This window comes from Stenotrophomonas sp. YJH_SMC_135 (assembly GCF_059372355.1).
Map to the genome: position 1 here is coordinate 835,076 of NZ_JCAFVN010000001.1, position 23,372 is coordinate 858,447.

Here is a 23,372-nt window from a genome sequence, read left to right on the forward strand (position 1 = left end):
GCAACTGGCTCATAGTCTCCATTCTCAGCATTGCGGTATCCGTATGCCCACTTAGGGTTGCCATTCGGCCTGCCAAGTGGCGCGAAGAAGTCTGGTTCTCCCGGGTACGGATTTCCCAATCCCATCTCCCATAGCGGGCAATGCTGATACCAGCGGTCTACGCCAAATTCTTTGCAGCGTACTGCGACTCCCCAGAACTCTGGTCGGTCTTCCTCGTCCACGGCATCTGGCGACGGGCACCAATAGCAGAGAAGAGGGATAAGCGTCGGTGCCTGATCGGCAGGCAGCCACGGGATCTCTCTGTCATTCATCTCAGTGCGTCTCCTCTGTGGCGTTGCCGCCCAGCTTCTTCTGCATTGCGACAAGCTGGCGATACAGCGCCTTGTTCTCATTGAACAAGCCGTCTCGCTGCGCCTCCAGGTTGGCGATCCGGTCATCCTCGGGGCGTTCGTTCCACATACTGACTGCCGTAGCTATGTCTGAAGCTGGCCAAGTGGAAGATTCAACGTGGCAGCCAAAGAACCTATCTCCGCACCCGGCGAAGAACTCGCCGTTACCGGTAGGGAAGATGTTGGCTTCGCGTCCACAGAACGGACACGGCTTCAGGTCTGGCTGGGATTCGTCCATTTCCTTCTTCCAGTCCTCAAGAGCTTTGAAGTAAGCGTCATTTGTCACAGTTTCACCTCAGGGGAAGCAGCCAGCATGGCTGCATATCGTTCACGGAAGTCAGCTAGACGAACCCCTGTCCGAAGTAGGGCGTGCGGCAGCTTCATACTCTCTACTGCGTCCTGCATTGCGCTAGTTGGTTCCTTCGGGATAAGAACGAACCCCTCTGGCGGCGTCAGAGCTGCTGCAACGTGTCCGAACCAATCTGTATCGTCGTAGTCTCCGTCCAGTACGTCCTGGCGGTACTCTGGATTTGAAGTGCGGCTTGCAATGAAATCCCGCGCCCTCTGTTCAACGTCCATCGTCAATCTCCTTCGGCGGATCCGGCAGGGGGATCCAGTGGGTCGGGGTGTGCTCATACCCACCATCGCCCCAGTTGCCATTCCAGTAGCTAGGTGCACCTGCCCAATAGATGCTAACTTCAAACATCCCACTCACAGCGTCATAGGTCAGGACATACGTCCCACCCCTCGGCGCGCTGCTGATCGGCTTCCAGGTCATGCGGTCCTCCAATACTCGCTGAGGGCGTGCCGAAGCATTTCCTGTGTCCCGATCAGATTGGAAACCGCTCCGTGGACATTGACCCCGTCCTGGCTCGCCGCGTCCATCAGCGAAAGGGCGTCGAGATGGGCCTGAACTGCATTCGCGAGTGAATCTGATGCAGAAATCATGCGGTCCTCCATTGCAGCGGTGAGCAGCTGGTCAGCCATGGGCGGGCTCCTTCTGCTGGAAGTGGTGCACGACGATGACCGCGCCGGGCAGGCCGCTGTCGACCAAGGCGCGGCGGTTTGCCTCGCCATATGCGATCAGGCAGATAGGGCCTCCGCTATTGCCACGTGCGCGGGTGCCGTCTGGCCGGTGGAAATGAGGCCGGTTTGCCAGCATCAGCACGGCACTGGCGCGACGCCACACGTAGCGCTGGAACATCGCCGTCTCGGTGCGAGCGAAGGCCAGTGCGATCCCGTTCCCGTGATCGGCCATGCGCGCCAGCCATGCCTCGGTGTGACGCCCGAACGGCGGGTTGCACCACACACGGCCATGCCATTCCGCAGACAGCCCGTCTTCCGGCAGCTCGATGTGCCGGGTGGCGGTCGGCCACGGACGCGGCGACGGAGCGGCGCAAGGGTCAAGGTCGAAGGAACCGAGGGCCGCGATGATCTCTGGAGGAGTCAGCCACGTGTGAGTGCCTGCCTCCGGTCGAGCAGCATATGGATGCGCGGGGCTCATTTGCCCACCGCCTTGCTGTCGATCAGGGCCAGTAGCTGCTGACTGCACGACCTTGCGGTCATCGGGCTTGGGGCCAAGTCGGCCTTGTCTGCCCAGCGCTGCGCCAAGTCGCGGAACTGCCCCAGGTCCACGGCCTGCGCGGGCGGGGCGTCGTACAGGAGCGTCCCAATCCCGGGCGGCAAGTCCCCATTGAGCCAGTTGACTGAAATCTCTCCAGTCTCGTTATCCCAAAACACCTCACCCAAAGGCTCCCCCACCGGCTGGCGGGCCACAACGGTGCAGGTTCGGTCTTGCCCATCACGGAAACCTTGCTGATAGGCGTCGGTTTCCGATACCGGCTGGCTGGCGGCGAGGGCGGTGCGCGCGTAGTCACGCATCTGCTTGGAGGTGAAGTAGTAATCGCAGGGCTCAGCGAACCCTTTTTCACCGCGAATCATGCAGCGAACCGAGTCAACCTCTTCGGGAAGAGGTGGCAGTTCTAGTACGTCCGGGTTGTCCGGCATCGGCCCCCACTCGCCGGACTGCACGCGTTGATCGAACGCAGCCCGCTCAGCTTCGGCTTTCCCACGGAGAGCGGCTGCCATCTTTGCCATAGGCGAGTCATCCCGCTGACCACCCGGGGAGGGCTGGGCGGCGGCAATGATGCTGTCGGTGGCCGCTTCCATGTCCACGTCGGAGGTGTCGAACCACTGTTCACACTCGCCCATTACACGGTCACGGACGTTACCCAGCCTCACCCTCCCACCGGGCTGCACGTCCGCCAGGGTCTTGTCAGTGCTCATGCTGCTTCTCCTTTTACGCGGGCGAGGGCAGTAGAAAAACGTTCCCGCGCGGAGCGGAGTTTTCGATTGAGGGATGCCTGAACATCCATGGGGACGAGGACAGGTAGGTACTCGTCCTTTGCAGCTTCAATCTCATCGGAAGCAGTCTGTATTGCCTTCCCCGCCTCGATCAGCTCGGCCACTACGGAGCGGGCTTCTTCCAGTTCCGGGGATCGAGATCCCTTGCGGAGAAGTACGTAGCAGGCGCCATCCATCACCGCCAGCACATCCACAGCCAGGGTCTTGTTGTCGGTGGTCATGCTGATGCTCCCTTCTTCGTGCGGCTGTCGTGGCCACCCTCGACCACCTGGCGGCGGCTGATGGTGGATCGGTCGATGGGGCTGTTGCCGAGGATCTGGACCTTGCCGCCCGAGCGCAGGAACTGCGCCACGTCGTCGGCGATCTCGGCCCGCTGGCGGTTCTTCTCGGCCTGCGTGGCCAGGTCGAAGGTCGGCTGTACGTGGATGCTGGTCATGCGGTCTTCTCCAAGGTTTCTAGTAGCGAGTCCGCGACGCGGACAGACTCCTCACCGATCCAGCCCATCGGTCCATTCCATGCCTTGCCGCTTGCGAGAAGCCCCTGCATCGCCATCGCGGCGAACAGCTCGCGCTTGGTCAGTCCACTCGGTGCATTCATCCGGCCTTCGGAGGGGTAGGCTGGCTTGGTTCGATTCATCATGCGTGGCTCCTGAAAGGCTCGCGCCGAACTGGGCCGAACCAGAGATTGACGTGATTGTTCAGATGGACCTGCAGCGGATCGCGGCGCAGGGGGCGCAGCGGGTCGTGCAGGCGGCGCTCGGTGTTCCGGCACGGCGCGCACGCGGCGGTAGCCTTGCCGTTGATCAAGGGGAAGAACCGCAGCGGCAGCCGGGCCGCGCACTTCGTGCAGGTCTTCATGGCAGGCGAGCCTTCATCAGGTTGGCCCAGGTGAGCGGGTAGGGGCCGCGCTTAATTCGGTCGTAGGCCGTGCTGCGCGAGACGTCCAGAATCTCGGCCACCTGCCGGGTGGTGTAGCGCTTGCCCTCGATCACCTGCGCGAACAGCTGGGCGCGGGCGAGGCCGGCACGGCGCAGGCATTTGGCGTGGCTGGGGTAGATCGTCACGTCCATCAGGCAGCCTCCTGGTGATCGCCAGCACGCAGACTGTGCTCAAACCCGGCCACCATCTGCCGGAACGGTTCCAGGTCCGCGCGCAGCTTGGCGATGAACGCCTCGTCGCGGTCGAAGCGGCGCCACCACAGCTGCTTGCCCACGGCGGCCAGCGCCGGGCAGTACAGGCCGATGTGCCACCACTGCCGGCCGGTCAGCCACATGCAGCCCTGGGCCTGCTCGAACACCTCGCTCGCATCGTTGTCGATGTGGAACGCGCGCAGCTTCTCGGGGTTGATGAAGCACTTGTATTCGCTGCCGCCGTCCTCGCCGATGAAGCCGTCAGCCGAGCAGCCGTAGTCGCCGCAGTCGCTCAACACGAACCCAGCGCGTTTCACCAGCAGGCCGGACTGCACCTCATGCTCGGCGCGAGCTTCCGGTTCCAGCTCATGGCCGCGGCGCATGGCGAACGTCTCGAAGCCTTCGCCCAGCGGCTCGCCGCTGATTCGCTCGATAGCCAGCCGGAAGGCGTAGTTCTTCGACGCCTCGCTGAAATCGCCGATGGGCTCGCCGGCGATGGCCTTCTCGATGATTGCCGAGCGCGGCACGGCCTTGTATCCGGCGCGCTCCATTGCGGTCTTCTCGGCCAGGCCGGACAGCACCGCGTCCACGTAGGTGCGCTGCTGGCCGGTCAGCTCGCCCACGCGCGAGCGCGCGGTGGCGAACATGCTGGCCGTGATGATGCCGGCGCGGGCGCGGTGCCACGCCTCGCTGCCCTGGTCGCACCCGATGACGATCACAGCGGCACCTCTTCATCGGCTGCAGGCTGCTGGTCGCCTTCTTCGACTACGGTGGCGCTTGCGCGTTCGGCGATGCCCTTCAGCGTTTCATGGCCCGCGCTGCCGATCAGCTGTCGCTGCTCCTTGGTCAGGCGGCCCCAGGCGCCCTCGTATTCCTCCATTCCGCAGTCGGCGAAATCCTTCAGGCTGGCGTACAGCGCTTGGCGCTCCGGGGTGTCTTGCGGCTCGGCCTGCTGCTGGCGGGTGATGGCGCCAGCGGTGGAGGGGCGGCGATCAGCGCGCACCGTCTCGCCGTCAATGATTTCCTTGCCTTCCATTTCCTCGGCGGTGGGCTGGGAGCCGACCGCTTCCGGGAACGCCTTGCGCAACGCCTGGGCCTCTGCACACTTCGCCAGCTGGCCGAAGGCGCGCTTTTCCCACATGGCGTTCGGGCTGCCATCGCTCTTGGAAGCGTAGTTCTCCAGCCAGTATTCCTTGGCGGAGAACTCCACCACCTGGTTGCCGAGCAGCTTGCGGACCGTTACGCGACACCATTCTGGGTAGAGCAGCTGAATAGCTTTCTGCGTCTTCTGCCTGCGCCCATTGGGACCATCCGACCACACGTCGCGCACCGACTCCATGGTGCAGGTTGGTCCGAACTCGGGTTCACTGCAGCCGGCGTACTGACCCGTGCGGGAGGCGTTGATGCGGTACAGGCCGATGCCGGGCATAACCACGTCGCGCATGCCGTTGACGGGGGTGCCGTCGGGGTTCTCGCCGATCTTCACCTTCATGGGCACGATGTGCACCGGCTTGGTCATCGGGTCGAGCCCGGCCGCCTGGCAGTAGCTCAGCACCATGTCGATGGACGCATCACTGGCGCCCGGGTACAGGCTCGACTTCAACGCGCCGCGGATAGCTTCGGCCTGCTCGCTGGTCATCAGGGCGCCGACAGCGGCGCGGGTGGTCATCTGGTTCATGGGTGCCTCAGTAGCGGATGGCCACGGCCGGGACCTTGCCCTGCACGATGGCGGTGATAACGGTGGCGGCATCGTCTTCGCTGATGCCCTGGGCGATCAGCGCGGCCATGGCGGCGCGGTTGATCGAACGGCGGTGTTCGACGTCGGCGGCGCGTGCTTCGTCCGCCTTGCGCTGGGCATCGGCCTGGGCCTGCCGCTCACGCTCGGCGCGCTCAGCTTCTTCCTGCGCGCGGCGCTCAGCGGCGGCGACGGCTTCAGCCTTTTCGCGCTCGGCCTTCTCGGCGGCATCCTTGGCACGCTGTTCGGCTTCGGCTGCCTCACGGGCTGCGCGCTCGGTGGCTTCGCGCGCCTCACGTTCGGCACGCTCCACGGCAGCAGCTGCCTCGCGCTTCGCGTTCTCTGCGGCCTCAGCCTGCAGGCGGGCCTCGCGCTCGACGCGCTCACGCTCGGCCTGCTCAGCTGCAACGCGCTGGCGCTCTGCCTCTTCAGCGGCGCGCACGGCTTCCTCGCGGGCGCGGATCTCTTCTTCCTTCCGGGCGATCTCGGCCAGGCGGGCCGCTTCGGCCTCAGAACGGGCGCGTTCCTCGGCCTCGGCGCGCTCGCGCTCAATGCGGGCCTGCTCTTCTTCCCAGTCGGTCAGCGGCTTGCGCACTTCGTCGCGCAGCGCGTCAAGGGTGTCGCGGGCCTTCTTGCGGGCCGAGTCGATGTCGCCGGTCTGCTTCTTCAGGTCGGCCACCAGCGCCTTGCCGGCGTCATCGATGGCGATCTTCGAGCGCGACACCTTGTAGGCGATCGAGGCGATTTCCTTGCGGCCGGCAACCGTCTTGACGTTCGGCACCAGGGTGACGGCCTCAGCGCGAATGCGGGCCAGGAGGTCGTCCAGTCCGCCGCCGGTGAAGGCCTCGACGGCATTGACGGATTCGAGTGGAATCAGGGCTTCGGACATGGCAGTTCCTTTGTCGGGTGGGAATAGATGCCGGCGTCGTGGAATCCCGGCCGGCGCGGGGCCCGTGAGGGCGGGGGAATTCAGCCGCGCACGCTGCTGGTTGCAGCCCATCGGGCTTTCGCAGCGTCACGGTCGGTGTGGGCCTGGTGGATCTCGGCGATGCGCAGCGGCACGACGACGGCGGCGAACAGCGCGACGGCGGCCCAGGCGATGCGTAGGCGGCTACTCATGGTCGTTTTCCTCCACGCACAGGCCGTCCACGGCCTCGCGGTTCCGTTGTTCTCGGGCTTCCGCCAGCGACATCGGCGGGGCGATTGGCGGCAGGCAGAACTGGTCGGCGAAGGCCGCGTCCAGCCGGTCAAACGGGTTCATGTCGCGTCTCCGGTTCGCACGCGGCCAGAGCGGCGTGCAGGCGGTCGTCGGCGGCCATTTGTTCTGCCAGGTCGCGGGCCGCGAGGGATGCGCGGGCGGCGGCCAGAACCTCAGCGAACAGCGACCGCGCGTAGTCGATTCCGGCCAGGAAGTGGTCCGTGCTGGTGGTGATGCCAGACGTCGACGCCAGGAAGTCGCTGTGTGCGACGCGCTCCGCATCCGTGAGGCGCCGACTCACGACAGCACCGCCTGGACCATGACGGCGAACGCGACGCCCATGCAGAAGGCCAGCAGGTAGCCCGAAGCCAGCTTCAGCGCCTGGAAGTGCAGGGCTCGGTCGGTGGCGGTCATGCGGCCACCTGCTGCAGTGCGCGGGTCGTGTCGTTGGCGCACATCTGCGCCCGGGCCAGCATGTCGACCGCAGCCAGCCCGCTGCAGGGGCGAACGGCGCGCATCCGGTACAGGTTGTAGGAGTGCCGACGGTCAGCTGCCCGGTGCTCGCTCATGGCCCAGCCGAACCGGCCCTTGCGGTACTTCGCCACCAGCAGCAGCGGGTCGATCAGGCCGTCGGCAATCTCGCCTTCGCCGCCGCAGCGGCCGCAGGCCACGCCGTACTCGCACTGCGGATCGCCGCTGGCGCTGTCGTTGCGGACGTGTTCGCCGGTGCCGTCACAGTCCGGGCAGGCGATGAAGGCATTGGCCGGGTGCAGCGGCAGGCCGCGCTCTTCCCGGGCAAGCTCGCTGGAACGCTTGTGGTCGCGGACCGACGCATAGCCGGTCCGGGTGGTCGAGCGGGGCAGTCCAAATGCGATGGCGGCCATCTTCGTCTCCTAGCCCCTGTCCCGGTAGTGGGTGTGGTGGGGCGTTGGAGAGGACTATGCGCTATGCGTAGATCGCAGTCAATGCGTAGCGCGTAGTGAAGTGCTCACTATGCATAGTTATTTAAGTAGCGTTCAGTTTTGGGTTGCGACCAAAGAAAACCCCGCCGGGGCGGGGTCGTCTTTTCAATGCCCGTAGCTTGATCGTCTCTGGCTGCCGCCGTAGTTCTGGGGATAGCTGCGCTGACGAGGCTGGTTATAGGGGGATCCGTATGGGTTTCGCTGGGTCTGCCTGTACGGGTCGACAGTGCCAGGCTGGCCTGTGTACGGGTTCACATTCCCCCGCGTCGAGTAGTTGTCCAGCTTAGTGCTGTTTGCGCTCGTGCGGTAATGGCCGTTCACATATGTGCCGTCAGCTCGATAGTGACCGTCAACATAGTCCTGAGCTGAAGCAGCTCCCACAATTGAGGCCAGTGAGAGGCCTATTGCGGCGATGAGTGCCTTTTTCATGAGTTCGATCCTTGAGTAGGGGCGAAATCTCTTGGCCTGCTGCCCCGGGTCAGGCCAAGTAATTAGGCTTCAGCGTTCCGATCCAGCCGTGCAAGTCGATCCTGTAGATCGTCGGACTGTATGGCGTGGCGCCGCTCAATCTCACCAATCCAGTCTTTTGCGGAGTTCAACTCCCTTCGGAGCTTCGTGCACTCAGCAAGGGCGGCGTTTGCTACCCATAGAGCAAATAGAGCAACAGCCGCGACCGCAGCAATAATCCAGCCCATAGAAGTAATAGCTGCGAACATGCTTCACCCTGCCTTCATGGCTTTGATAGTTGCCAGGACGGCCTGCTGCTGAACCTCACTAAGGCCAGCCAGCTCACGAACGATCGAAGCGGGCAAGGGGCCCTCGGCCACCTCGACCTCATCTCCGGTCAGGCTGTTTAGGTCCGTCTGCAGGACCTCGCATAGCGCTTTTAGGTGCTCCATCTTCCTTACCCCCCTGCTCCCGTTGAACCAGCCGTAGACGGTCGATTCGGCGACAGACACCCCACGCAGCGTTAGTGCTGCATGTATCTGGGGGATGTTCAGCCCGAGTGTTTCTCTACGGGCTGTGAGATTGACGGATAGCGTACTCATAGGCTGAGACACAGCCTAAAGAAAGTGCTTGCACAGCAGCTATGCGCTATGCATACTCTGACACTACGCGTAACGCATAGGCTAGACATGACACCTCGCACCTACTGGAACAAGTACGTAAAGCGACAGGGCGGCGCCGCTCGTACAGCGGCCGCTTTGGACATCCCGTACTCGACCATCGCAGGCATCTGCAATGGAAGCCGAGGCATTGGCCGAGTTCTCGCCAAGCGCATGGCTGCTGCGGACAAGAGCCTGGATGAAAGCGTTTTGATCTGGGTTCAGTCCATGCCCGTGAAAGCCAATGTCCTGCCGAAGGAAGACCCGGCCCCCAAGAAGCGGGGCACGCCCCGGAAGGTGGCTTGAGCAATGTCCGACCGTATCGAAGCAATGGCCGCTATGTATAAGGGCGGCCGAACTCTCCAGCAGATCGGCGATCTGTTTGGTATCACCCGGGAGCGCGTCCGCCAGCTGATCAAGAAGAAGGGCATGACGGGCAAAGATGGCGGAGCACGGATCTCGTCCGCAGCAGGAAGAGCTGAGCGCATGGCGAGGCTGCTTGCTCGACGGGAAGAAAAGGCCAAGCGGATATACGGCGTAAGCCACCAAGAGGCTCTCGCACTCAACGGGGGAATGAGCCTCCGCGATCCAGAGTCCCTTGCAACTAAGTACCGGCAGAAGAAAGCCAACGCACTTCGAAAAGCCCATGACTGGGATCTGACGTTCAGGGGCTATGTCAGTGCCATTCAGGAGTCCGGACTTGATCTCGGGTGCCACCAATTTTGAGGCGCACTCGTTCTTCGTGATCCCACAGCGGGCTTCCGAGACGGCAACGTGCTCGTCGTTCCTTTTGGGTGGTACGTCCAACAAATGCGGTTCGCAGAGAAGCGCGCCGGTCGAAAGTTCGGACGCCCTAAGAAGAGCGCGACTGCTTAGTCCAAAGCGGAAATTCAAAAATCTATCCATCACTGACAAGGCTCCATCTATGTACGCAGACCCCACACACCTCCGCGACAACCCGATCAAGGTCCGTTTCAACGACTCGGAAAAGGCAGTGATCGAGGCTCTCGCCAACTTCAACGGTCGTCAGCCCGCAGTGTTCGTGCGGGAGCTGGTCCTGGCTGGGATTGCTTCTCTGGAACAGCGTAGTTCCGACCGCGATGCCGCCTGAAGGTCCATACAAGTCCCCGGGGAGGGCCTATGGAAATACAGCTGTCGCGCGATGAGCGCCGAAGGCTTGAGGAATACGCGGAGGCCCAAGGGCTTCCACTGCACGAAGCACTGATCCACGCCGCCCGCGCTGAGCTCGACAGGCGCTACCGGCTCCCAGCCCAACACGGCTCCGTTGTTCCTTTTCAGGCCCTGAAACGTGACGACCCAGACACCTAAGAAGAAGCCGCTTCACCCCTGGCGCTAGTTCTCTCCCGGATGGCTCCAACGCGAATCAGACCGGCAACGCGCCGAACGAGTCATCCCAGTACATGCCCGCCCAATCAAGGGCTGAGGAATCCACATGAACCATCCAGCTCGCTACACCGATCCCAGCAGCAGCCACGAAGCCGCAGCGCACATGGTGTCGTCTGGCGCTCAGGCTCAGCAGCACTCGCAGGCCGCTTCGGCGGTCCGCAAGTATCCGGGCCTGACCAGCCTGGAACTGGCCCGCGCTACCGGGCTGGATCGTTTCATGTTGGCCCGTCGTCTGCCCGAGCTGGAAAAGCAGGGCCTCATTCGGCGCGGGATGGTCCGCAAGTGTTCGGCCAGCAATGGCCGCAGCGGCTGCACGTGGTTTCCGATCAGCAGTGATGAAGGTCCGAAGGCCGCCTGAGCCATGAACTATTTTGAGCATCACATCGGTGACTACGCAGCAGCGACGGCGCACCTGTCGCTGATCGAGGACGCCATCTACAGCCGCCTCCTGCGCCGTTACTACCTGCAGGAAGAGGCGCTGCCCGCAGATGTGAAGCAGGTTGCCCGTCTGGCTGGCGCTCGCTCTCAGGAAGAGCTGGAAGCGGTCCAGGCGGTTCTGGCCGAGTTCTTCACCCTGACTGACACCGGCTGGCACAACAAGCGCGCGGACGAAGAGATTGCGCGCTACCAGGCAAAGATCGAAGCCGCGCGTGAGAACGGCCGTCGTGGTGGGCGCCCCCCGAAGAACCCGCAGGTTCAAGAGAAAGAACCAAAAGAAACCCAACCCTTTCCGGTGGGTTCTTTTTCAGAAACCCAACAGAAAGCTCTCCATACACCAGACACCAATCTCCAAGAAGAAGAGCAAGAGCAACAGCATGTGCAGCCGCTGGCCGCACGCTGCCGCTTCGCTGACTTCTGGGCTGCTTACCCGAACAAGAAGGGCAAGCAAGAGGCCGAGAAGACCTGGCGCCGCCGGAAGCTGGACGACCGCTGCGACGAACTGATCGCCCACGTCCGCCTGATGCAGGCGGAGGACGACGGATGGATCCGTGGCTACGTGCCGATGGGGTCGACCTACCTCAACCAAGCCCGCTGGCAGGACGTTCCGCGTGAGCCGGCGAGAGCAGGGCCCGCGAGCAATCAGCCGATGCAGCCCAGCAAGACCCTTACCGCAATTCAAACCTTGCAAGGGATGAAATCACATGCAAACCTGGATCCACGACGAGATTCTGGACGGGCTGAGCAAGCTGCTCTGCTTGGGCCTGGACCGGACCCCGGCATCGGACCTGATCGCAGGGACGGCCGCCATGTGGGCTGAGGCGCTGACCAACGACCGCGTCTGGGAGCAGGAGCCGGACGCGCCGCGCTTCCGCCGCGCCTTCGTCAAGTTGAGTCAGACCCGGCGCCAGTGGCCGGCCCCGGCTGACTTCCTCGAAGCGTTGCCGCCTCGTGAACAGCTGGCTCTGACCAAGCAGCCGATCCCTGCTGATCCCGAGTCGCCGGCGATGAAGAAGCGATTCGAGCAGATCGGCAAGATGCTGGCCGCGCCGCCAAGGAAGAAGGCCGACAACGGCCACGGGCATGTGCATCCCCGCGCTGACGGCCAGCGTGCCCGCTGTGGCGGTCCCGGCATCTGCGACCAGTGCAGCCGCGAGCAGGCTCTGGCCAATGCGCAGGTGGTGCGCGCATGAGCCGTATGAACCTATCCGACGCAGACGTGTTCCGTCTGTACTGCGAGGGCTGCAACGCCCATGAAATCGCTGCGGCGATGCAGATCCCTGAGCCGGCCGCCGTCGTGCTTATCGCACGCAGTCGGCTGCTGCACGCAGCTGCTCAGGAAGACCGCCGGCCAGGACAAATGCACCTCTCCGCAAGGGAGGCTGCGTGATCGCTCAGTACGAACTGGAACGCGCCCGCCAGACCGGCCGGTGGATGCGCGACGCACACAAGGACCGGAATTCGGTCCCGCTCTACGCCATGGGCGAGGACGGGCTGGCGCTGCGCCGGGCTTGGCTGGACGGCTGGGACGAACGAGACGAGCAGATCAGGAGGAAGGGATGATGAACAGTGATGGATCGACACACAGGGTCTACTTCCATAGTGGTGGCTGGATGAACTGCCACTGCGTCGCGGCAGGTGACCACTGGGAAGTCGAGAGTTCAGTGGAGCGTCGCGCGCGCGAGTTGCTTGAAGAGCACTGCCCTTCGGGAGATTACGAGCGAAGCGACGTGCTGGATGCAATCCGTGCTGCCGCTAGCCCTCAGTGGGAGCCAATCGATTCGGCACCGAAGGATGGGACTCCTGTTCTCCTGGACCACCGGCATTGGCATACGAGAGTGCTCCGTGGCGGCTGGGACGCGCACGAGCAGGCATGGCGAGTTCATGGATTCGGATGCCCGGCCACGCAGCCCACCCACTGGCAGCCGCTGCCCGCTCCGCCGGAGGAAAGGCCATGAGCGAGAAAGAGAACTTCGCGGCCATGGGTGAGATCTCGCAAGAGAAATTCAGCGAAATGTTCCCGGAGCTCGTTGAATGCCCCAAGTGTCACGGACATGGTGGCGACCGTTGGCACAACCCTGACGGCAGTGAATGGGGAGAGCGCTGCGACCGCTGTGATGGGTTCGGCTACATCGGGAAGAAGGAGAGCCGAGCATGAAGCGCACCTTCCTGATCGACCCGAAGGGCAATCGCAACTGGGCCCAGGTGGTCTCCAATGTCATGCGCGCCATCAACGAATGGCTCAAGGGCGGCCCGGTGCAGATCACCCTGGACGAGCCGAAGCGGACGCTGGACCAGAACGCGGCGATGTGGCCGGCGCTGAGCGACATCGCCAAGCAGGTGCCGCTGGTGATCACCCGCCGCGACGGCAGCAGCAGGCAGGCCACGCCCTACGACTGGAAGGACGTGCTGACCGCCGCGTTCGAGGAGGAGACCGAGTGGGCTCCCGGCCTGCGCGGTGGCGTGGTGATGCTCGGCGCCCGGACCAGCAAGTACAGCCGCCGAAAGATGGGCGACTTCCTCACCTTCATCCACGCCGAGTTCTCGGACCGGGTGCGCTGGTCGGACAGCGCTGTGGAACGACTGGCGCAGTTCGCGCCGCCAAGCAGGAGGGTTGCGTGAGGACGAAGAACGCCAAATCCTTCACCTCAGCCGAGCGCGCGCACATGCAGGCGGTCAAGGAGCTGCCCTGCAGCGTGTGCGATGCACCGGCGCCATCAGACGCCCACCACATCAACCAAGGGCAGCACTACACCACCGTTGCGCTGTGCAAGGACTGCCACCAGGGCAGCTTCAACGGGATCCACGGGCAGAAGCGCATGTGGACCATCATGAAGATGGACGAGCTGGCCGCCCTGAACGTGACCCTGCAGCGGCTGGGGCAGAGGAGCGCGGCATGAGGATCCTCGCCATCGACCCCGGCACCGAGGAAAGCGGGTGGTGCGTCCTTGAGGACGGTCAGGTCCGCCATAGCGGGGTCTCGCGGAACGGTGACCTGCTCGGGAACATGGTCACGATCTTCAGGACTTGCGACGTTCTCGCAATCGAGATGATCGCGAGTTACGGGATGGCTGTTGGCCGAGAAGTATTCGAGACCTGTGTGTGGGTCGGCCGATTCCAGCAGCAATGGCACAGGCCTACCGAAGTCTGCATGGTGTATCGCCGAGACGTGAAGCTGCACCTCTGCGGTAACGCCAAGGCCAAGGACGCCAACATCCGGCAGGCGCTGCTGGACCTGCTCGGGCCGCAGGGGACCAAGAAGGCACCGGGGCCGACCTACGGTGTCAAGTCGCACGCGTGGGCTGCGCTCGGCGTGGCCGTGACTGTGGCTGGTATCACCCCGGAGAACAGCCGGAGGGCCGCATGAGCCGCGCACAGCAGATCCGGCAGTGGCTGGCAGAGAACCCTGGGTGGCACTTCATGGGCGACATTGTGGACGGGATTGGCGTGGACCAAGCCGAGCGCCTGCACTTCGCCCAGAGCGTTTCCCGGATGGCGAAGGTCGGCCATGTGATCGAAACCGGAAACCGTGGGACCAAGCGATACACCTTCGGGCGTCAGGCCCGTCTATACACAAGACTGGAGGCATCCAATGACTGACGTTCGCGAACTGCCCGCACGGCTTAACCAGCAAACCGTCAGGCTGGACACCGGCCGGGGCGGCATCCCGGAGCTGACCAATCAGGACATCGCCGCTGCATTGGCCTTCGTTCCGGCTGGGCTTGGCAGGGAGGTCTTCATCGCCTGCCACTGGCCGGATGGGGCGGCGCTGAGCCGGCGCAGGCTGGATGCACTGTTCAACCACCTTGCGGTCACCGAGTGGCGTAAGCGGATCAACCGAGCCATCGACGCCAAGGTGACCTACGGTCTTGCCGTGGCGCTGCGGCAATGGCAGCGGGCCGAGACGGCGGAGCAGCGCGCAGAGGTCTATCGCGCGCAGGCGGCACTGGACAAGGCCAAGGATGAGCAGTGGCCGGAGAGCCTGCCGGAGATGCTGCCCGGACTGCTGCGGGTCATCGTGGAGGAGATCGCGTGTCCAAGGAACTGCGGAGCGTGCCAGGGGCGCGGAACCGTGCTGGCCGGGGAACTGGTAAAGGCCTGCAGCGACTGCGACGGCACCGGGCACACCAAGAACACTGACGGCTGGCGGGCCAAGAAGCTGGGCAAGGATCCTTCCAATTTCCGGCGCGACTGGAAGGCCTGCTATCAGTGGCTGTTCGAGCGAATCCGGGATGCTGAGGCCGAGGCAGCGCACCAAATGGCTGACGCTGTGAGGCGCGAGGCGGCATGAGGTCGTGACCTGACCTCGTTTTAGGTGCCATCCTACGCGCGACCAAAGTAGCCCCTGCAGAAATGTGGGGGCTTTCTTTTTGCCTGGAGGATCCCGTGTCTGCCCTTGCCTATGCTGTTTCCCTCGTGAAGAAGTGGGAAGGCTGCAGGCTGGAGGCATACCCGGACCCCGGCACTGGCGGGGACCCTTGGACGATTGGGTACGGTGCCACAGGCCCGGGCATCGCCAAGGGCGTGAAGTGGACGCAAGCGCAGGCAGATGAGCGGCTGGCTCAGGACGTGACCCGGTTCCTCAAGGGCGTGCAGTCGGTGGTGAAGAAGCCAGCCACTGACGCCCAGATCGGGGCTATGACCAGCTTGGCGTACAACATCGGCGCCAAGGCGTTCGCCAATTCGACCCTGCTGCGGAAGTTCAACGCCGGGGACGTGGCTGGCGCAGCTGCTGAGTTCACCCGCTGGAATCGGGCTGGGGGGCGGGTCATGAAGGGCCTGACCAACCGGCGCCTGGACGAGCAAAAGGTGTTCCGCGAATGAGCGAAACCATGGACATCCTGGTCCGCATCCTCGCCATTGTCGTCCCCTGCCTGATGCTGGGCGTAGGGGCGCTGACGGGCTGGATCTGGATGCTCTGGCAGGACCACAACAAGCACAAGCTCTATGTGGCCGAGAACATGCTTAAGCAGGGTGCGCTGCAGGAAGTGAAGGAAGAGATCCACAGCCTTCGGGACGTGATCTACCGAATCGCCACCAAGATGGATGTCCCTGTGTTCTCGGAGCCCTACAGGAAATGAGCGCCAACGATGAGCTGGCGCGGGATTTCCGTGCGGGGCTGGAGCGTCTTGATTCTGCGCTTGGCCGTTTGAATGGGTCATCCGCCAACGGGAACGTGGTCCGCCTTGAGGGCGCGGGTTCCGTGTGGAACGGGATCGCCATTGGCGTGGCGTTGGCAGGGGTGGTGATGGGTTCGGCCTGGATCGCCCACACGGCATCCAGTGCCGAGGTGGCTGTGCGCCAGGCTGAGGCCTACCGCGCTGCTGTCTACATGGTGGCTCCCAAGGCCGCTGAAGAGATCGAGAAAGAACTCCAGCGCAAGAAGGAGCGCGACAAGCAATGAGCAGCCCAACCCCAATCATCACCCCGCCGAAGCGTCCGGCGAAGGCCAGTTTCCTGCCGCAGGGCATTGCCCCGGTCAAGGACACCCTGAAGCACTGGACCACCTGGCTGTGGGGCGCACTGCTCGCCAGCCCGGATGGCCTTTACGCCGGTGCGGCCGCCCTTGGCATGTTGGCTGATGAGGCCATGCCATCGGCCATCACCACGTTCATCCGCATCTTTGCTGGCGTCGGCTTTGTCGCCAAGTTCATCAGCCAGCGGAAGCCGAACTGAGAAATCAATCATGATGAATTCAATCCCTACCAGTCTCGCCCCAAACCCCGAATCCCGCGTGGACTCGCTGCTTCGTACCCAGCGGAATCTGCTCGATGAGTTGTCCACGACAGTAATCGGCACCCGCGAAGCGTTCTACAAGGTGCTTGGGCCGGAACGGTTGACGGGAGAAGCCTGTAAGCAGGTTGAGCCGCAGGCATCTCAGGCTCCGCTGGTCGAAGCTATCGAAGCCCACAACGCTCTGCTGCTAAGCATCCTCAGCGACCTTCAGAACATCAACAGCCGCAGCGTCCTCTGAGATGAGCATCCTGTCCCGTGTCCTGCTTGGAGCAGTATTGCTCCTGGTAGGCGTTGCCGTGTGGCAGCGAGGGACAGTGGCTCAGGCAGAGCGCGCACGGGACAGCGCCCAGACGGCCAAGGCAGTCGCAGAGCAGGAGCGCGACAACGCCATCGCCGTGATCGCGGTCGAGCGCCAGCGGGTCAAGCGTGCCGAGGCAGTAGCAACCCAGTACGAGCAGGAGAAGGCAGATGCTGAATCGAAAGGCGCGGCTGTCGCTGATGGCCTGCGTGCTGGCAACCTCCGCCTGCGGCAGCGCTGGGCAGGCTGTGAGGCCCGAGTGTCCGACCTTGCCGCCAGCCCCGGCCAGCCTGATGGTGCCGCCGACGACCGAGCAGACAGTGCGGGGCGAATTGTTCGTGCCGCTGCCGCCTGTGACGCTCAAGTCCGCGGGCTCCAAGCCTTGGTGAGGGCTGACCGTGAGTGACATGGGCCGCGCCACCCGCAACATCGTGAGTGGCTACAACCGTGATCGCGTGTTCCAGGCTCGCATCTATGCGCCGGAACGCCGTGCACTGGTCACCGACTTCAACGGCGCGCTGCCCGCTGGCGTGAAGATCACCAAGGCCACATGGAACACCTGGGACAACTACCCAGCCGTGATGGCGGACCCGTCTATCGATGCCAGTGGCCGTGCCTGCCAGGTCATGGTCACCGCTCAGGTAGACGGCATCTCCTGCATCCGCCTGGCAGTGGATCTGGACAATGGAGAGCGCTTCATCGCCCACCACGTCATTCAGGTCCTGCCAGCCCGCTACATGCAGCCGGACAACTGGATCAATGGCCCGACCCAGCTGGTCGCCTATCCGGTTGCGCCGCCGCTGCCTTAACTACAGTGGATTGGATTAGATATGGGCGCGCCAAAAGGTCGAGTGAAGGCCGGAGGCCGGAAAAAGGGCACCCCGAACAAGCAGACGGCCGAGTTCCGCGAGACGGTCCGCAAGCTGCTGGAGGACAACAGCGCCAACGTGGGGCGCTGGCTTACGACGGTCGCTGAGGGTGATGGCACGGATAGCGGCAAGCCGGACCCGGCCAAGGCGTTGGACCTCCTGTGCAAGCTGGCCGAGTACGCAGCACCCAAGCTCAACCGCACCGAGCATGTGGGCGAGGACGGCGGCCCGGTGAAGACAGTCACCACGTTCAAGCTGGCCGATCTGGAATGACGGAGCTGACCATCCGGCTGCCGCGCAAGCTGCGCCCGGTGTTCCTTGGACGTGCGGACGTTCGTGGAGCTTACGGTGGTCGCGGCTCAGGCAAGACACGCTCCTTCGCCAAGATGGCAGCAGTCCAGGGCATGCGCTTCGGGCAGGCAGGCATCAAGGGCCAGATCCTGTGCGCTCGCCAGTTCATGAACTCGCTGGACGATTCCTCGCTGGAAGAGGTCAAGCGGGCCATTGAGGATGAACCGGCGCTGGCGGCCTACTGGCAGGTTGGCGAGAAGTACGTGAAGAGCCACGACGGAAACGTCTGGTTCTCGTTCGCTGGCCTTGACCGAAACATCGGTTCGGTGAAGTCGAAGGGCCGAATTCTGCTGTGCTGGGTCGATGAGGCGGAGCCGGTCACGGAGCATGCATGGAACACCCTGATTCCGACGTTGCGTGAAGAGGGTGAGCAGTGGAATGCAGAGCTGTGGATTACCTGGAACCCAGCACGCAAGACGGCGCCGGTTGAACGGTTCCGCAGGTCAGAGGACCCGCTAGTCAAGGTTGTCGAGCTGAACTGGCAGGACAACCCGCGATTCCCCGCCAAGCTTGAACGTGACCGGCAGCGCGATCTGCAGGAACGCCCGGAGCAGTACGACCACATCTGGAATGGCGGGTATGTCGTCGCTGTGTCCGGCGCCTATTTTGCTAAGTCCATCGCGGTGGCCCAGGAAGAGGGCCGCATTGGCCGTGTAGCCGTCGATCCGCTGATGACTCTTCGGGCCTATTGGGACATCGGCGGCACGGGCGCCAAGGCTGACGCCTGCGCGATCTGGATCGTCCAGTTCATCGGGCGCGAGGTTCGCGTTCTGCGGTACTACGAGGCCATTGGGCAGCCGCTGGCGACCCACGTGGACTGGCTGCGACGGAGTGGCTATGAATGCGCCATGTGCGTTCTGCCTCATGACGGCGCGGCGCACGACAAGGTGTTCTCTGTTAGCTACGAGAGCGAGTTGCGCAAGGCCGGGTTTGAGGTCAAGGTGATTCCGAACATGGGCCAGGGCGCGGCCATGACCCGCATCGAGGCTGTGCGTCGGCTGTTCCCGAGCATCTGGTTCCATGCAGACGGTACGGAGCCAGGGCGCGATGCGCTCGGCTGGTATCACGAGAAGCGCGATGAGGCGCGGAACATCGGCTTCGGCCCGAATCACGACTGGGCCAGCCATGGCGCAGATGCCTTCGGCCTGATGGCCGTTGACTACCTCAGCACTGACCACAGCGAGCCGGACATGTCGGCCCTGGACAACTACACGACGGATTACTGATGGCCGAGAAGAAGCGGGACGATGCGCTGGCTGAAATGCTCAAGCGCAGGGATCTTGCGTCCGAAGCCTGCGTGGAGCTGTACGACAAGGCCCGCGACGACGTTCGTTTTGTGACGGTTCCGGGCGCGCAGTGGGACGAGAAGCTCAAGGCGCGGCGCGGTGATCGGCCGACGTACGAGTTCCCGAAGCTGGCCTCGCATGTGCGCCAGGTCGTCAACGAGATGCGCCAGAACCGGCCGCAGGGCAAGGTTCGCGGCACGGAAGAGGGTGATGCTGGGCTGGCCGAGATCATGCAGGGTCTGTGCCGGAACATCGAGTCGGTCAGCAATGCCGATCAGGCCTACGACATCGGCTATGACTTCGCAGTTAAGGGAGGGTTTGGCGCCTGGCGCATCTGCACCGACTACCTGAACGACGAGGACTTCGAACAGGACATCTTCATCGAGCCGATTCGAAATCCATTTGCGGTGAAGTTCGACCCAGCCGCCATTGAGATCGATCGCTCCGATGCCGGCTTCGCCTTCGTGGAGGAGCTGGTTTCCAAGGATGATTTCGAGCGCCGCTGGCCCAATGCCAGCCTGCAGGACTGGGAGGACAACAATGACTGCGTGACCTGGCGCGAGAAGAACCAGGTTCTGATCGCAGAGTACTGGTACAAGGACCCGATCAAGGTCGAAATGTGGGCGCTCTCCAATGGCGCCGTAGTCTCGGTCGAGGAGCTGGAGAAGCGTGCCAAGGATCAGGGGCAGCCGACCGACGCGATGACCTTGGAGGCGCTGCTTGCCAATGAGGGCATCTCGGTGGTCAAGCGCCGCGAGGCCGATTCGCATGTTGTGAAGATGCGGATGACCAACGGCAACGAGTGGCTGACCGAGCCATACGAGTTCCCGTCAAAATACATCCCGATTGTCCCGTGCTGGGGCAACATCACCAACATCGATGGCGAAGACTACTGGTTCGGCATGGTCCGCCCGAGCAAGGATCAGCAGCGCCTGCACAATGTCCACCGGACGGCGGCTATTGAGGCGGTAGCGAAGGCTCCGAAGGCGCCGTTCATCGTCAAGCAGAGCTGGATCAAGGGTCTTGAGCGATTCTGGCGGAATGCCAACGCTGAGGACTATCCGTATCTGCCGGTGGCAGATAGCGCCGACATGATGCCGCAGCGCGCTGCCCAGGCAGAAATCCCCGCAGCCCTCCTGCAGCTGTCGGCCCTCGACAACGAGGACATCAAGGCCAACACCGGCATTTACGACGCCAGTCTGGGCGCGAGGTCGAACGAAACCAGCGGACGAGGAATCCTGGCGCGGCAGCAGCAGGGCGCGACGGCCACGTTCAACTACATCGACAACCTGGCATACGCAATCCGCTACACCTACAAGATCCTCGTGGACATGATCCCGCGCGTCTACGACACACCGCGAGTGGTCCGCGTCTTGGGTCCGGATGGTGGTGAGAAGTGGAAGCAGCTGTATCAGAGCGTGGTTGACCCGCAGACAGGCCAGACGATCACCCTGAACGATCTGAGCAAGGGCAAGTATGACGTGACGATCACTGTCGGCCCGAGCTTTGCCACTCAGCGCATGGAGGCCGTTGACGCCTTCACCACTCTGCTTGGCCAGATGGGTCCGGGTCTGCCGCCTCCGATTGCCTCCCTCATGGCCTACTCGGCGATCAAGAACATGGACCTGCCTGGCATGGATGACGTGGACAGTGCGTTCCGCCAGATCCTGGTCAGCGGCGGTGTCCTGAAGCCCAAGGACGGGGAGCAGGCGCCGGAGCCACAGCAGCCCGACCCGAAGATGATGGCCGACGCCAAGAAGGCCGACGCGGACGCAACAAAGTCCCAGGCGCAGGCCCAGCTATACGGCGAACAGGCCATCGGCCAGGCCATCGAGAACGCAGCCGGTATGGCGCTTCTCGGTCCTCCGCCACAGCCGCAACCCATGCAGATGAATCAACCGCCTCCGGGCGGTTTTTTTGTGCCCGAACAAACAGGCGGCTTCCCCGCCTGACCGCATCGACCCGGACTGGTCGAATCCCGAGAGGAAGACATGAGCGACGAGAACAACGCCCTGGAACAGGGTGGCGGCGAAGCACTGCCCGCAACTCAGCCGAAGAACGACGCGGAAGCCGCCCAGCAGGAACAGGCTGCAACCCAAGAGGCTGACAAGGCCAAAGAGGCCGAAGCCAAGAAGGCTGAAGAAGAGGCAGCCAAGCGCAAAAACCGCACCAGCCAGTACATCGACCGGCTGAAGAGCGAAGCCCGAGAGGCTGCTGCCCGTGAGCAGGCAGTACTCAAGCGGCTGGAAGCTATCGAATCCCGCTTCCCGAAGCAGGAAGCCAAGCCGCCCACGATGGAGAGCGCCGGTTTCGACCCCGAGGAGTTGGCCCGTCAGACGGCCCGCTATGAGGTTGAGCAGGCTCGAAAGCAGTGGGAAGAGCAGCAGAAATCCGAGTCTGCAGCCCGCTCGGAGCAGGAGAAGTTCCAGGCGTACGCCAATCGTGCGCAGGCCTTTGCATCGCAGAACCCGGACTTTGAAGAGGTTGTCTCGGGCATTCCGCAGCAGCTCCTGCCTGTCGAGCTGCAGAAAGCCATCATGGCCCACGAACGTGGCCCGGAAATGGCCTACAAGCTCGCCTTGAACGAGGACGAGCTGTTCCAGCTGGCCTCAACCCGGCCGGAACTGATGGAGCTGGCAGTCGCCCGCTACGCATCGCGCCTGGACGCAGCGCCGCCGACTCAGGAAGCCGAACCGGCTCCTGCGGCATTCGCGCCAACCCCAACCAACAAGCCCATTTCGCAGGCGCCAGCGCCGGCACCGCGCGTCAGTGGTCGATCTCCGACGGAAACCCCGCCTGAGAAGCTGACCGACGACGAGTGGTATCGCCGCGACCGCGAGCTGCGCCGAAAGCGATAACCAATCGAGGAATACGCAATGGCAAACGTCAATCAGGCGCTGACCCATCAGATGATCGCCCGCGAGGCGGCCAAGATCCTGTGGGAAGAGAACAGCGTTGTTCGCAACATCAACCTGGACCGCGAAGTCGAGTTCAGCGAGGAAGTGAACGGCTACAAGAAGGGCGATTCGGTGCGGGTCATGATCCCGCCGACCCCGGTCACCTACAGCGGCTCCAACTTCGCTGGCGGCGGTGCCGCTCCGGCCGTCAACGAAACCTCGGTCAACCTGACCGTCGACCAGCAGCTGCACGTCCCGCTGACCTTCACCGCGAAGGAGAAGAAGCTGGAGCTGAGCCGCTTCAAGGAGCGCTTCCTGCGTCCGGCGATGTCGTCGCTGAACAGCAAGATCAACCAGGTACTTCTGGCTTCGATGGTTTCGCAGACCTCCAACGTGGTCGGCACCTGGGGCACCGTCCCGGCCACCCGCACCCCGTGGCGGAATGCGTCCTCGATGCTGGACCGCTTCCTGGCGCCGGGAGATGAGCGTTACGCACACTTCTCGGTGGATGCCAACGACGCCCTGGCCGAGGCCAATGCGCCGCTGTTCCACACTGCCGATGAGCTGCGTGGCGAGTTCAGCGAGAACGCCGTGGGCAAGTTCGCTGGCCTGGAGTTCCACAAGCAGCTGTCGCTGCCGGTACAGACCAACGGCGCGGGCGCTGGCTACACCGTCAACGCTGCGGGCCAGACCGGCAACACGCTGGCCGTCACTGCCGGTACGGGCGCCATCACCGCTGGCTCGATCATCAGTATCGCGGGCGTGAATGCCGTCCACCCGATCACCGGCGCCGACATGGGCGTGCCGCGCTACTTCCGCGTGACGGCCAACTACGCGGGCGGCGCGGGCAACCTGCAGATCTTCCCGGCCATCATCCCGACCAGCGCCAGCCAGATCGGCACCGTGACGGCTTCTCCGGCTGCGTCTGCTGTCATCACGATCTTCGGCACCGCGTCCTCGGGCCGGGTGCAGAACCTGGTGTTCCACCGCGATGCGTTTGCCTCGGCTTTCGTGCCGCTGCCGGTGCTGGCTTCGTGTGAGGGCTACACCTCCAAGATCGGCAACGTGTCCTGCCGCGTGATGAGCTTCGGTAACGGCCTCACCGACCAGGAAAACACCCGAATCGACGTGCTGTTCGCCCTGCCGGCAGCCGTCCGTCCGGATCACGCCTGCCGCGTCACCCAGTAACGCCCAACGGGGGCGGCCG

45 protein-coding genes are annotated in these 23,372 nt (G+C 63.6%); 25 read left to right on the top strand and 20 right to left on the bottom strand.

All coding sequences use genetic code 11. The features are described 5' to 3' along the window. Window positions 1-312 precede the first annotated feature (312 nt). The 19 genes from AC5P98_RS04190 to AC5P98_RS04280 all read right to left on the bottom strand — a co-directional run bounded on the left by AC5P98_RS04190 (window position 313) and on the right by AC5P98_RS04280 (window position 8,826). Window positions 313-627: a hypothetical protein gene (locus AC5P98_RS04190; RefSeq protein ID WP_495229856.1), complete on the bottom strand. Its 315-nt coding sequence runs from the start codon at window positions 625-627 to the stop codon at window positions 313-315. A gap of 44 nt (window positions 628-671) precedes the next feature. After that, the gene (locus AC5P98_RS04195) at window positions 672-968 is read right to left on the bottom strand and encodes a hypothetical protein (RefSeq protein ID WP_495229857.1); all 297 of its coding nucleotides are present in this window, start codon (window positions 966-968) and stop codon (window positions 672-674) included. After that, a complete protein-coding gene (locus AC5P98_RS04200) occupies window positions 958-1,167 on the bottom strand; it encodes a DUF551 domain-containing protein (RefSeq protein WP_495229858.1) in 210 nt (69 codons plus the stop codon). The genes AC5P98_RS04195 and AC5P98_RS04200 overlap by 11 nt, the downstream gene beginning before the upstream one ends. Then, a complete protein-coding gene (locus AC5P98_RS04205) occupies window positions 1,164-1,376 on the bottom strand; it encodes a hypothetical protein (protein WP_495229859.1) in 213 nt (70 codons plus the stop codon). The genes AC5P98_RS04200 and AC5P98_RS04205 overlap by 4 nt, the downstream gene beginning before the upstream one ends. Next, entirely contained in the window at window positions 1,369-1,893 is a 525-nt protein-coding gene (locus tag AC5P98_RS04210; protein WP_099475729.1) for a methyltransferase domain-containing protein, read from the bottom strand. Before AC5P98_RS04210 ends, AC5P98_RS04205 begins: the two co-directional genes overlap by 8 nt. After that, entirely contained in the window at window positions 1,890-2,675 is a 786-nt protein-coding gene (locus AC5P98_RS04215; RefSeq protein WP_495229860.1) for a hypothetical protein, read from the bottom strand. Before AC5P98_RS04215 ends, AC5P98_RS04210 begins: the two co-directional genes overlap by 4 nt. After that, a complete protein-coding gene (locus AC5P98_RS04220) occupies window positions 2,672-2,974 on the bottom strand; it encodes a hypothetical protein (protein ID WP_401733532.1) in 303 nt (100 codons plus the stop codon). Before AC5P98_RS04220 ends, AC5P98_RS04215 begins: the two co-directional genes overlap by 4 nt. Then, window positions 2,971-3,189 (bottom strand): hypothetical protein, encoded by a 219-nt coding sequence (locus AC5P98_RS04225; RefSeq protein ID WP_262245915.1) that lies wholly within the window; start codon window positions 3,187-3,189, stop codon window positions 2,971-2,973. Before AC5P98_RS04225 ends, AC5P98_RS04220 begins: the two co-directional genes overlap by 4 nt. Further along, a complete protein-coding gene (locus AC5P98_RS04230) occupies window positions 3,186-3,392 on the bottom strand; it encodes a hypothetical protein (protein WP_495229861.1) in 207 nt (68 codons plus the stop codon). The genes AC5P98_RS04225 and AC5P98_RS04230 overlap by 4 nt, the downstream gene beginning before the upstream one ends. After that, complete coding sequence (locus AC5P98_RS04235) at window positions 3,389-3,610, bottom strand: hypothetical protein (protein ID WP_414611804.1); 222 nt, start codon at window positions 3,608-3,610, stop codon at window positions 3,389-3,391. The genes AC5P98_RS04230 and AC5P98_RS04235 overlap by 4 nt, the downstream gene beginning before the upstream one ends. Further along, window positions 3,607-3,822: a helix-turn-helix domain-containing protein gene (locus AC5P98_RS04240; RefSeq protein WP_087786640.1), complete on the bottom strand. Its 216-nt coding sequence runs from the start codon at window positions 3,820-3,822 to the stop codon at window positions 3,607-3,609. The genes AC5P98_RS04235 and AC5P98_RS04240 overlap by 4 nt, the downstream gene beginning before the upstream one ends. After that, window positions 3,822-4,601 carry a lambda exonuclease family protein gene (locus tag AC5P98_RS04245; protein ID WP_100449735.1) on the bottom strand — a complete coding sequence of 260 codons (780 nt, stop codon included), beginning with the start codon at window positions 4,599-4,601 and terminating at the stop codon, window positions 3,822-3,824. Before AC5P98_RS04245 ends, AC5P98_RS04240 begins: the two co-directional genes overlap by 1 nt. After that, window positions 4,598-5,560, bottom strand: a complete 963-nt coding sequence (gene bet, locus AC5P98_RS04250; protein ID WP_202909960.1) for a phage recombination protein Bet — start codon at window positions 5,558-5,560, stop codon at window positions 4,598-4,600. Before bet ends, AC5P98_RS04245 begins: the two co-directional genes overlap by 4 nt. Window positions 5,561-5,567: 7 nt before the next feature. Further along, complete coding sequence (locus AC5P98_RS04255) at window positions 5,568-6,506, bottom strand: hypothetical protein (protein WP_100449736.1); 939 nt, start codon at window positions 6,504-6,506, stop codon at window positions 5,568-5,570. An 80-nt stretch (window positions 6,507-6,586) separates the two neighbouring features. After that, window positions 6,587-6,736 (bottom strand): hypothetical protein, encoded by a 150-nt coding sequence (locus AC5P98_RS04260; protein WP_172412131.1) that lies wholly within the window; start codon window positions 6,734-6,736, stop codon window positions 6,587-6,589. Continuing rightward, a complete protein-coding gene (locus AC5P98_RS04265) occupies window positions 6,729-6,878 on the bottom strand; it encodes a hypothetical protein (RefSeq protein WP_157806039.1) in 150 nt (49 codons plus the stop codon). Before AC5P98_RS04265 ends, AC5P98_RS04260 begins: the two co-directional genes overlap by 8 nt. Further along, window positions 6,865-7,116 carry a hypothetical protein gene (locus tag AC5P98_RS04270; protein ID WP_100449737.1) on the bottom strand — a complete coding sequence of 84 codons (252 nt, stop codon included), beginning with the start codon at window positions 7,114-7,116 and terminating at the stop codon, window positions 6,865-6,867. The genes AC5P98_RS04265 and AC5P98_RS04270 overlap by 14 nt, the downstream gene beginning before the upstream one ends. Before the next feature lie 109 nt (window positions 7,117-7,225). After that, complete coding sequence (locus tag AC5P98_RS04275; RefSeq protein ID WP_495229862.1) at window positions 7,226-7,699, bottom strand: hypothetical protein; 474 nt, start codon at window positions 7,697-7,699, stop codon at window positions 7,226-7,228. Window positions 7,700-8,496: 797 nt separating this feature from the next. Continuing rightward, window positions 8,497-8,826 (bottom strand): hypothetical protein, encoded by a 330-nt coding sequence (locus AC5P98_RS04280; protein ID WP_495229863.1) that lies wholly within the window; start codon window positions 8,824-8,826, stop codon window positions 8,497-8,499. A gap of 87 nt (window positions 8,827-8,913) precedes the next feature. Between AC5P98_RS04280 and AC5P98_RS04285 the strand changes: the two genes are divergently transcribed. The 19 genes from AC5P98_RS04285 (at window position 8,914) to AC5P98_RS04375 (ending at window position 16,702) form a co-directional block, all read left to right on the top strand. Beyond that, window positions 8,914-9,189, top strand: a complete 276-nt coding sequence (locus AC5P98_RS04285) for a hypothetical protein (protein ID WP_495229864.1) — start codon at window positions 8,914-8,916, stop codon at window positions 9,187-9,189. Between the two features lie 3 nt (window positions 9,190-9,192). Continuing rightward, complete coding sequence (locus tag AC5P98_RS04290) at window positions 9,193-9,609, top strand: sigma factor-like helix-turn-helix DNA-binding protein (RefSeq protein ID WP_495229865.1); 417 nt, start codon at window positions 9,193-9,195, stop codon at window positions 9,607-9,609. Between the two features lie 199 nt (window positions 9,610-9,808). Next, the gene (locus AC5P98_RS04295) at window positions 9,809-9,994 is read left to right on the top strand and encodes a hypothetical protein (protein WP_019658943.1); all 186 of its coding nucleotides are present in this window, start codon (window positions 9,809-9,811) and stop codon (window positions 9,992-9,994) included. A 342-nt stretch (window positions 9,995-10,336) separates the two neighbouring features. After that, window positions 10,337-10,648 (top strand): winged helix-turn-helix transcriptional regulator, encoded by a 312-nt coding sequence (locus tag AC5P98_RS04300; protein ID WP_019658941.1) that lies wholly within the window; start codon window positions 10,337-10,339, stop codon window positions 10,646-10,648. Between the two features lie 3 nt (window positions 10,649-10,651). Then, window positions 10,652-11,548, top strand: a complete 897-nt coding sequence (locus AC5P98_RS04305) for a YdaU family protein (RefSeq protein ID WP_495229866.1) — start codon at window positions 10,652-10,654, stop codon at window positions 11,546-11,548. After that, window positions 11,538-11,921, top strand: a complete 384-nt coding sequence (locus AC5P98_RS04310) for a hypothetical protein (RefSeq protein ID WP_216654511.1) — start codon at window positions 11,538-11,540, stop codon at window positions 11,919-11,921. Before AC5P98_RS04305 ends, AC5P98_RS04310 begins: the two co-directional genes overlap by 11 nt. After that, the gene (locus tag AC5P98_RS04315; protein WP_495229867.1) at window positions 11,918-12,118 is read left to right on the top strand and encodes a hypothetical protein; all 201 of its coding nucleotides are present in this window, start codon (window positions 11,918-11,920) and stop codon (window positions 12,116-12,118) included. The genes AC5P98_RS04310 and AC5P98_RS04315 overlap by 4 nt, the downstream gene beginning before the upstream one ends. After that, window positions 12,115-12,291 (top strand): hypothetical protein, encoded by a 177-nt coding sequence (locus tag AC5P98_RS04320; RefSeq protein WP_495229868.1) that lies wholly within the window; start codon window positions 12,115-12,117, stop codon window positions 12,289-12,291. The genes AC5P98_RS04315 and AC5P98_RS04320 overlap by 4 nt, the downstream gene beginning before the upstream one ends. A gap of 391 nt (window positions 12,292-12,682) precedes the next feature. Further along, a complete protein-coding gene (locus tag AC5P98_RS04325; RefSeq protein ID WP_495226961.1) occupies window positions 12,683-12,886 on the top strand; it encodes a hypothetical protein in 204 nt (67 codons plus the stop codon). Further along, window positions 12,883-13,350 (top strand): recombination protein NinB, encoded by a 468-nt coding sequence (locus AC5P98_RS04330; protein WP_495229869.1) that lies wholly within the window; start codon window positions 12,883-12,885, stop codon window positions 13,348-13,350. Before AC5P98_RS04325 ends, AC5P98_RS04330 begins: the two co-directional genes overlap by 4 nt. Next, a complete protein-coding gene (locus AC5P98_RS04335; RefSeq protein WP_495229870.1) occupies window positions 13,347-13,628 on the top strand; it encodes a hypothetical protein in 282 nt (93 codons plus the stop codon). Before AC5P98_RS04330 ends, AC5P98_RS04335 begins: the two co-directional genes overlap by 4 nt. After that, a complete protein-coding gene (locus AC5P98_RS04340) occupies window positions 13,625-14,095 on the top strand; it encodes a hypothetical protein (protein WP_495229871.1) in 471 nt (156 codons plus the stop codon). The genes AC5P98_RS04335 and AC5P98_RS04340 overlap by 4 nt, the downstream gene beginning before the upstream one ends. Next, the gene (locus tag AC5P98_RS04345; protein ID WP_495229872.1) at window positions 14,092-14,328 is read left to right on the top strand and encodes a hypothetical protein; all 237 of its coding nucleotides are present in this window, start codon (window positions 14,092-14,094) and stop codon (window positions 14,326-14,328) included. The genes AC5P98_RS04340 and AC5P98_RS04345 overlap by 4 nt, the downstream gene beginning before the upstream one ends. Next, the gene (locus tag AC5P98_RS04350) at window positions 14,321-15,019 is read left to right on the top strand and encodes a hypothetical protein (RefSeq protein ID WP_495229873.1); all 699 of its coding nucleotides are present in this window, start codon (window positions 14,321-14,323) and stop codon (window positions 15,017-15,019) included. The genes AC5P98_RS04345 and AC5P98_RS04350 overlap by 8 nt, the downstream gene beginning before the upstream one ends. 95 nt (window positions 15,020-15,114) lie before the next feature. Further along, on the top strand, window positions 15,115-15,552 hold the full coding sequence (locus AC5P98_RS04355; RefSeq protein ID WP_495229874.1) for a lysozyme: 438 nt from the start codon (window positions 15,115-15,117) through the stop codon (window positions 15,550-15,552). An 8-nt stretch (window positions 15,553-15,560) separates the two neighbouring features. Next, window positions 15,561-15,809 (top strand): hypothetical protein, encoded by a 249-nt coding sequence (locus AC5P98_RS04360; protein ID WP_401733461.1) that lies wholly within the window; start codon window positions 15,561-15,563, stop codon window positions 15,807-15,809. Next, window positions 15,806-16,132 carry a hypothetical protein gene (locus AC5P98_RS04365; RefSeq protein ID WP_401733458.1) on the top strand — a complete coding sequence of 109 codons (327 nt, stop codon included), beginning with the start codon at window positions 15,806-15,808 and terminating at the stop codon, window positions 16,130-16,132. The genes AC5P98_RS04360 and AC5P98_RS04365 overlap by 4 nt, the downstream gene beginning before the upstream one ends. Continuing rightward, window positions 16,129-16,404, top strand: coding sequence for a hypothetical protein (locus tag AC5P98_RS04370; RefSeq protein ID WP_495229875.1), 276 nt, complete (start codon window positions 16,129-16,131; stop codon window positions 16,402-16,404). Before AC5P98_RS04365 ends, AC5P98_RS04370 begins: the two co-directional genes overlap by 4 nt. A gap of 58 nt (window positions 16,405-16,462) precedes the next feature. After that, on the top strand, window positions 16,463-16,702 hold the full coding sequence (locus AC5P98_RS04375) for a hypothetical protein (RefSeq protein ID WP_495229876.1): 240 nt from the start codon (window positions 16,463-16,465) through the stop codon (window positions 16,700-16,702). Here the strand turns inward: AC5P98_RS04375 and AC5P98_RS04380 are convergent. Next, window positions 16,680-17,126, bottom strand: coding sequence for a hypothetical protein (locus AC5P98_RS04380; RefSeq protein ID WP_495229877.1), 447 nt, complete (start codon window positions 17,124-17,126; stop codon window positions 16,680-16,682). The two genes, AC5P98_RS04375 and AC5P98_RS04380, sit on opposite strands and share 23 nt — an antisense overlap. 43 nt (window positions 17,127-17,169) lie before the next feature. Here AC5P98_RS04380 and AC5P98_RS04385 point away from each other — a divergent pair, with 43 nt between their 5' ends. The 6 genes from AC5P98_RS04385 to AC5P98_RS04410 are packed head-to-tail and all read left to right on the top strand — an operon-like array spanning window position 17,170 to window position 23,353. Further along, a complete protein-coding gene (locus AC5P98_RS04385; protein ID WP_495229878.1) occupies window positions 17,170-17,571 on the top strand; it encodes a hypothetical protein in 402 nt (133 codons plus the stop codon). Window positions 17,572-17,592: 21 nt separating this feature from the next. Beyond that, window positions 17,593-17,904 (top strand): hypothetical protein, encoded by a 312-nt coding sequence (locus AC5P98_RS04390; protein WP_154583112.1) that lies wholly within the window; start codon window positions 17,593-17,595, stop codon window positions 17,902-17,904. Continuing rightward, a complete protein-coding gene (locus tag AC5P98_RS04395; RefSeq protein ID WP_495229879.1) occupies window positions 17,901-19,208 on the top strand; it encodes a phage terminase large subunit in 1,308 nt (435 codons plus the stop codon). Before AC5P98_RS04390 ends, AC5P98_RS04395 begins: the two co-directional genes overlap by 4 nt. Further along, a complete protein-coding gene (locus tag AC5P98_RS04400; protein ID WP_495229880.1) occupies window positions 19,208-21,220 on the top strand; it encodes a portal protein in 2,013 nt (670 codons plus the stop codon). The genes AC5P98_RS04395 and AC5P98_RS04400 overlap by 1 nt, the downstream gene beginning before the upstream one ends. Window positions 21,221-21,259: 39 nt before the next feature. Then, window positions 21,260-22,126: a hypothetical protein gene (locus tag AC5P98_RS04405; protein ID WP_495229881.1), complete on the top strand. Its 867-nt coding sequence runs from the start codon at window positions 21,260-21,262 to the stop codon at window positions 22,124-22,126. Between the two features lie 18 nt (window positions 22,127-22,144). Beyond that, window positions 22,145-23,353 (top strand): P22 phage major capsid protein family protein, encoded by a 1,209-nt coding sequence (locus AC5P98_RS04410; RefSeq protein ID WP_495229882.1) that lies wholly within the window; start codon window positions 22,145-22,147, stop codon window positions 23,351-23,353. Window positions 23,354-23,372 lie beyond the last annotated feature (19 nt).

Excerpts from the sequence above, each read along its gene's own strand:
- AC5P98_RS04190 (WP_495229856.1), bottom strand. The coding sequence starts at position 627 with ATGGACGAATCCCAGCCAGACCTGAAGCCGTGTCCGTTCTGTGGACGC.
- AC5P98_RS04195 (WP_495229857.1), bottom strand. The coding sequence starts at position 968 with ATGGACGTTGAACAGAGGGCGCGGGATTTCATTGCAAGCCGCACTTCA.
- AC5P98_RS04200 (WP_495229858.1), bottom strand. The coding sequence starts at position 1,167 with ATGACCTGGAAGCCGATCAGCAGCGCGCCGAGGGGTGGGACGTATGTC.
- AC5P98_RS04205 (WP_495229859.1), bottom strand. The coding sequence starts at position 1,376 with ATGGCTGACCAGCTGCTCACCGCTGCAATGGAGGACCGCATGATTTCT.
- AC5P98_RS04210 (WP_099475729.1), bottom strand. The coding sequence starts at position 1,893 with ATGAGCCCCGCGCATCCATATGCTGCTCGACCGGAGGCAGGCACTCAC.
- AC5P98_RS04215 (WP_495229860.1), bottom strand. The coding sequence starts at position 2,675 with ATGAGCACTGACAAGACCCTGGCGGACGTGCAGCCCGGTGGGAGGGTG.
- AC5P98_RS04220 (WP_401733532.1), bottom strand. The coding sequence starts at position 2,974 with ATGACCACCGACAACAAGACCCTGGCTGTGGATGTGCTGGCGGTGATG.
- AC5P98_RS04225 (WP_262245915.1), bottom strand. The coding sequence starts at position 3,189 with ATGACCAGCATCCACGTACAGCCGACCTTCGACCTGGCCACGCAGGCC.
- AC5P98_RS04230 (WP_495229861.1), bottom strand. The coding sequence starts at position 3,392 with ATGATGAATCGAACCAAGCCAGCCTACCCCTCCGAAGGCCGGATGAAT.
- AC5P98_RS04235 (WP_414611804.1), bottom strand. The coding sequence starts at position 3,610 with ATGAAGACCTGCACGAAGTGCGCGGCCCGGCTGCCGCTGCGGTTCTTC.
- AC5P98_RS04240 (WP_087786640.1), bottom strand. The coding sequence starts at position 3,822 with ATGGACGTGACGATCTACCCCAGCCACGCCAAATGCCTGCGCCGTGCC.
- bet (WP_202909960.1), bottom strand. The coding sequence starts at position 5,560 with ATGAACCAGATGACCACCCGCGCCGCTGTCGGCGCCCTGATGACCAGC.
- AC5P98_RS04255 (WP_100449736.1), bottom strand. The coding sequence starts at position 6,506 with ATGTCCGAAGCCCTGATTCCACTCGAATCCGTCAATGCCGTCGAGGCC.
- AC5P98_RS04260 (WP_172412131.1), bottom strand. The coding sequence starts at position 6,736 with ATGAGTAGCCGCCTACGCATCGCCTGGGCCGCCGTCGCGCTGTTCGCC.
- AC5P98_RS04265 (WP_157806039.1), bottom strand. The coding sequence starts at position 6,878 with ATGAACCCGTTTGACCGGCTGGACGCGGCCTTCGCCGACCAGTTCTGC.
- AC5P98_RS04275 (WP_495229862.1), bottom strand. The coding sequence starts at position 7,699 with ATGGCCGCCATCGCATTTGGACTGCCCCGCTCGACCACCCGGACCGGC.
- AC5P98_RS04280 (WP_495229863.1), bottom strand. The coding sequence starts at position 8,826 with ATGAGTACGCTATCCGTCAATCTCACAGCCCGTAGAGAAACACTCGGG.
- AC5P98_RS04285 (WP_495229864.1), top strand. The coding sequence starts at position 8,914 with ATGACACCTCGCACCTACTGGAACAAGTACGTAAAGCGACAGGGCGGC.
- AC5P98_RS04290 (WP_495229865.1), top strand. The coding sequence starts at position 9,193 with ATGTCCGACCGTATCGAAGCAATGGCCGCTATGTATAAGGGCGGCCGA.
- AC5P98_RS04295 (WP_019658943.1), top strand. The coding sequence starts at position 9,809 with ATGTACGCAGACCCCACACACCTCCGCGACAACCCGATCAAGGTCCGT.
- AC5P98_RS04300 (WP_019658941.1), top strand. The coding sequence starts at position 10,337 with ATGAACCATCCAGCTCGCTACACCGATCCCAGCAGCAGCCACGAAGCC.
- AC5P98_RS04305 (WP_495229866.1), top strand. The coding sequence starts at position 10,652 with ATGAACTATTTTGAGCATCACATCGGTGACTACGCAGCAGCGACGGCG.
- AC5P98_RS04310 (WP_216654511.1), top strand. The coding sequence starts at position 11,538 with ATGTGGGCTGAGGCGCTGACCAACGACCGCGTCTGGGAGCAGGAGCCG.
- AC5P98_RS04315 (WP_495229867.1), top strand. The coding sequence starts at position 11,918 with ATGAGCCGTATGAACCTATCCGACGCAGACGTGTTCCGTCTGTACTGC.
- AC5P98_RS04325 (WP_495226961.1), top strand. The coding sequence starts at position 12,683 with ATGAGCGAGAAAGAGAACTTCGCGGCCATGGGTGAGATCTCGCAAGAG.
- AC5P98_RS04330 (WP_495229869.1), top strand. The coding sequence starts at position 12,883 with ATGAAGCGCACCTTCCTGATCGACCCGAAGGGCAATCGCAACTGGGCC.
- AC5P98_RS04340 (WP_495229871.1), top strand. The coding sequence starts at position 13,625 with ATGAGGATCCTCGCCATCGACCCCGGCACCGAGGAAAGCGGGTGGTGC.
- AC5P98_RS04345 (WP_495229872.1), top strand. The coding sequence starts at position 14,092 with ATGAGCCGCGCACAGCAGATCCGGCAGTGGCTGGCAGAGAACCCTGGG.
- AC5P98_RS04350 (WP_495229873.1), top strand. The coding sequence starts at position 14,321 with ATGACTGACGTTCGCGAACTGCCCGCACGGCTTAACCAGCAAACCGTC.
- AC5P98_RS04360 (WP_401733461.1), top strand. The coding sequence starts at position 15,561 with ATGGACATCCTGGTCCGCATCCTCGCCATTGTCGTCCCCTGCCTGATG.
- AC5P98_RS04365 (WP_401733458.1), top strand. The coding sequence starts at position 15,806 with ATGAGCGCCAACGATGAGCTGGCGCGGGATTTCCGTGCGGGGCTGGAG.
- AC5P98_RS04370 (WP_495229875.1), top strand. The coding sequence starts at position 16,129 with ATGAGCAGCCCAACCCCAATCATCACCCCGCCGAAGCGTCCGGCGAAG.
- AC5P98_RS04385 (WP_495229878.1), top strand. The coding sequence starts at position 17,170 with ATGGGCCGCGCCACCCGCAACATCGTGAGTGGCTACAACCGTGATCGC.
- AC5P98_RS04390 (WP_154583112.1), top strand. The coding sequence starts at position 17,593 with ATGGGCGCGCCAAAAGGTCGAGTGAAGGCCGGAGGCCGGAAAAAGGGC.
- AC5P98_RS04395 (WP_495229879.1), top strand. The coding sequence starts at position 17,901 with ATGACGGAGCTGACCATCCGGCTGCCGCGCAAGCTGCGCCCGGTGTTC.
- AC5P98_RS04400 (WP_495229880.1), top strand. The coding sequence starts at position 19,208 with ATGGCCGAGAAGAAGCGGGACGATGCGCTGGCTGAAATGCTCAAGCGC.
- AC5P98_RS04405 (WP_495229881.1), top strand. The coding sequence starts at position 21,260 with ATGAGCGACGAGAACAACGCCCTGGAACAGGGTGGCGGCGAAGCACTG.
- AC5P98_RS04410 (WP_495229882.1), top strand. The coding sequence starts at position 22,145 with ATGGCAAACGTCAATCAGGCGCTGACCCATCAGATGATCGCCCGCGAG.